Source organism: Sphingomonas bacterium, assembly GCF_903643065.1.
Classification (GTDB): Bacteria; Pseudomonadota; Alphaproteobacteria; order Sphingomonadales; family Sphingomonadaceae; genus Sphingomonas.
On sequence record NZ_CAHJWX010000396.1, the window covers coordinates 1 to 2,932 of the forward strand.

The 2,932-nt window shown below is 70.2% G+C and carries 2 protein-coding genes and 1 pseudogene; 1 reads left to right on the forward strand and 2 read right to left on the reverse strand.

Annotated features, from left to right (window positions below):
- Nucleotides 1-180: pseudogene (locus HUU95_RS12740) on the reverse strand (EamA family transporter); the annotation flags it as partial.
- Nucleotides 181-261: 81 nt separating this feature from the next.
- Between HUU95_RS12740 and HUU95_RS12745 the strand changes: the two are divergent.
- Nucleotides 262-1,323: an alkene reductase gene (locus tag HUU95_RS12745; protein ID WP_174280442.1), complete on the forward strand. Its 1,062-nt coding sequence runs from the start codon at nucleotides 262-264 to the stop codon at nucleotides 1,321-1,323.
- Nucleotides 1,324-1,333: 10 nt separating this feature from the next.
- Here HUU95_RS12745 and HUU95_RS12750 read toward each other — a convergent pair.
- Nucleotides 1,334-2,932, reverse strand: a 1,599-nt coding sequence (locus HUU95_RS12750; protein WP_174280443.1) for a DNA translocase FtsK, incomplete at its 5' end; no start/stop codon positions are given.

The following is a 2,932-nucleotide window of genomic DNA, read 5'->3' on the forward strand; positions in this document are numbered from 1 at the left end:
CCGGGCGCCGCCCGCCCAGGCCAGCGCGGTCACGAACGGCAGCCCCAGCGCCATCCGCCAGAAGCCCGCCGCGACCGGCCCGGTATCGGCGAGCCGCACGAACCACGGCCCGAAGGCGAGCGCGACGTTGGCGACCAGCGCCGCCGCAAAGGCGAGCGGCGACGGGCTTGGCGACGCCACAGCTTTTCTCGGGGAGGCCGGCGCGTGCATGCCGCCCCCTAGCCTCCTATCTGTCCACTCAACACCCGCAAAGGAGCGCCGATGCCCAGCCTGTTCGATCCCATCGCCGTCGGCGACATCCATGCCGCCAACCGCATCTTCATGGCGCCGCTGACGCGGGGCCGCTCGACGCCCGACCATGTGCCGACCGAGCTGATGATCGATTACTACCGCCAGCGCGCGGGCGCCGGCGTGATCATCACCGAGGGCACGGGGGTGAGCCGGCGCGGGCTGGGCTGGCCGGGCGCGCCGGGGCTGTGGACGGACGCGCAGGTCGAGGCGTGGAAGCCGGTGACGGCGGCGGTGCACGAGGCGGGCGGCAGGATCGTCGCGCAGATCTGGCACATGGGCCGGCTTGCGCGCCCCGACGTGACGGGCGTGACGCCGCTCTCCTCGTCGGCGACGCGCGCGCCGTATCACAAGGAGGATAACCCCTATGCGCAGGCGCAGGCGGCGACGCTGGACGACATCGCCCAGGCGCAGGACGAATATGCGACGGGCGCGCTCAACGCGATCCGCGCGGGCTTCGACGGGGTGCAGCTGCACGGCGCCAATGGCTATCTGATCGACCAGTTCCTGCGCGACGGCACCAACCAGCGCGACGACGATTACGGCGGCAGCCCGGAGAACCGCATCCGCTTCATGCGCGAGTCGGTCGCGCGCGTGATCGACGCGATCGGCGCGGGGCGCACCGCGATCCGCCTGTCGCCCAATGGCGAGACGCAAGGGGCCGACGACAGCGATCCCGAATCGGTCTTCATCCCCGCCGCCCGGGCGCTGGACGAGCTCGGCATCGCCTTTCTGGAGCTGCGCGAGCAGGCACCCGACGGCACGTTCGGCAAGACGGACGTGCCCAAGCTGTCGCCGCAGATCAGGAAGGTCTTCAAGGGCGCGCTGGTGCTCAACCAGGACTATAGCGTCGAGGCGGCGCAGCGCGACCTCGACAGCGGCGTCGCCGACGCGATCGCCTGGGGACGCAGGTTCATCGGCAACCCGGACCTGCCCGAGCGGTTCCGTCGCGGCGCCGAGCTGGCCGACGACGACATGGGGACCTGGTACACGGCCGGATCGGAGGGCTATACGGACTATCCGGCGCTGGCGTGACCGGCTCGCCTCAGATCGCGTGCCCTTCCGCGTCGCGCAGCACCTCGCGGCGGCCGACATGGTCGGGGCGGCCGACGATGCCGTCCTTTTCCATCCGCTCGATCAGCCGCGCGGCGGAATTATAGCCGATGCGGAGCTGGCGCTGGAGCCAGGAGGTCGACGCCTTGCGCGATTCACAGACGAGCTGGATGGCGGCGCGGTATTGCTGGTCCTCCGCCGTGTCCTCGCCGGTGGGCGCGCCCTCCAGCTCGAAGCCTTCCTCCGGCTCCTCCGTCACCGACGACACATAGTCGGGCCGGCCCTGGCCGCGCCAGTGATCGGCGACCGCGCGAACCTCGTCGTCGCTGACGAAGGGGCCGTGGACGCGCACGATGCCTTTGCCGCCGGGCATGTACAGCATATCGCCGCGACCCAGCAGCTGCTCGGCCCCCTGCTCGCCCAGAATGGTCCGGCTGTCGATTTTGCTGGTCACGTGAAAGGAGATGCGCGTCGGCAGGTTCGCCTTGATGACGCCGGTGATGACGTCCACCGACGGGCGCTGCGTCGCCATGATCAGGTGGATGCCCGCCGCGCGCGCCTTTTGCGCGAGCCGCTGGATCAGGAACTCGACCTCCTTGCCCGCCGTCATCATCAGGTCGGCCAGCTCGTCGACGATCACCACGATCTGGGGCAGCGGCTGATAGTCGAGCTGCTCCTCCTCGTAGAGCGGCTGGCCTGTTTCGGGGTCGTAGCCGGTCTGGACGCGCCGCCCGAGCCGCTGGCCCTTGGCGCGCGCGGCGTTGACCTTGTCGTTGAAGCCGGCGAGCGAACGCACCCCCACCGACGACATCTGCCGGTAGCGGTCCTCCATCTGCTCCACCGCCCATTTCAGCGCGCGCACCGCCTTGGCGGGATCGGTGACGACGGGGGCGAGCAGGTGCGGGATGTCGTCGTACATGCTCAGTTCGAGCATCTTGGGATCGATCATGATCATCTTGCACTGTTTCGGATTGAGCCGGTACAGCAGCGACAGGATCATGCAGTTGAGCCCGACCGACTTGCCCGAACCGGTGGTGCCGGCGACGAGCAGGTGCGGCATCGGCGCGAGATCGGCGACGACGGGATCGCCGGCGATGTTCTTGCCCAGCACCAGCGGCAGTTGCCCCGGATCGCTGAACGCGTCGGAGCCGATCAGCTCGCGCAGCACCACACCTTCGCGCCTGGCGTTGGGCAGCTCGATGCCGATCACGTTGCGCCCCGGGATCACCGCGACGCGCGCGGAGATCGCGCTCATGTTGCGCGCGATGTCGTCGGCCAGCGCGATCACGCGGCTCGCCTTGATGCCGGGCGCCGGCTCCAGCTCGTACATGGTGACGACCGGGCCGGGGCGGACATGCGTGATGTCGCCCCGGACGTGGAAGTCGGCGAGCACGGTTTCCAGCAGCCGGGCGTTGCGATCGAGCGCGGCCTTGTCGATCTGGCCCTTGGGCGCGGGCGGGACGGGGCCGAGCAGCTCGGGCGAGGGCAGCTCGAAGCTGTGGCCCAGATCGAGCTGCTGCTGGTGCGATTTGCGGGGCGCGGGCGCGGGCGCCTCTCCGCGTTCGGCGATGACGGGCGCGGGGCGCTCGTC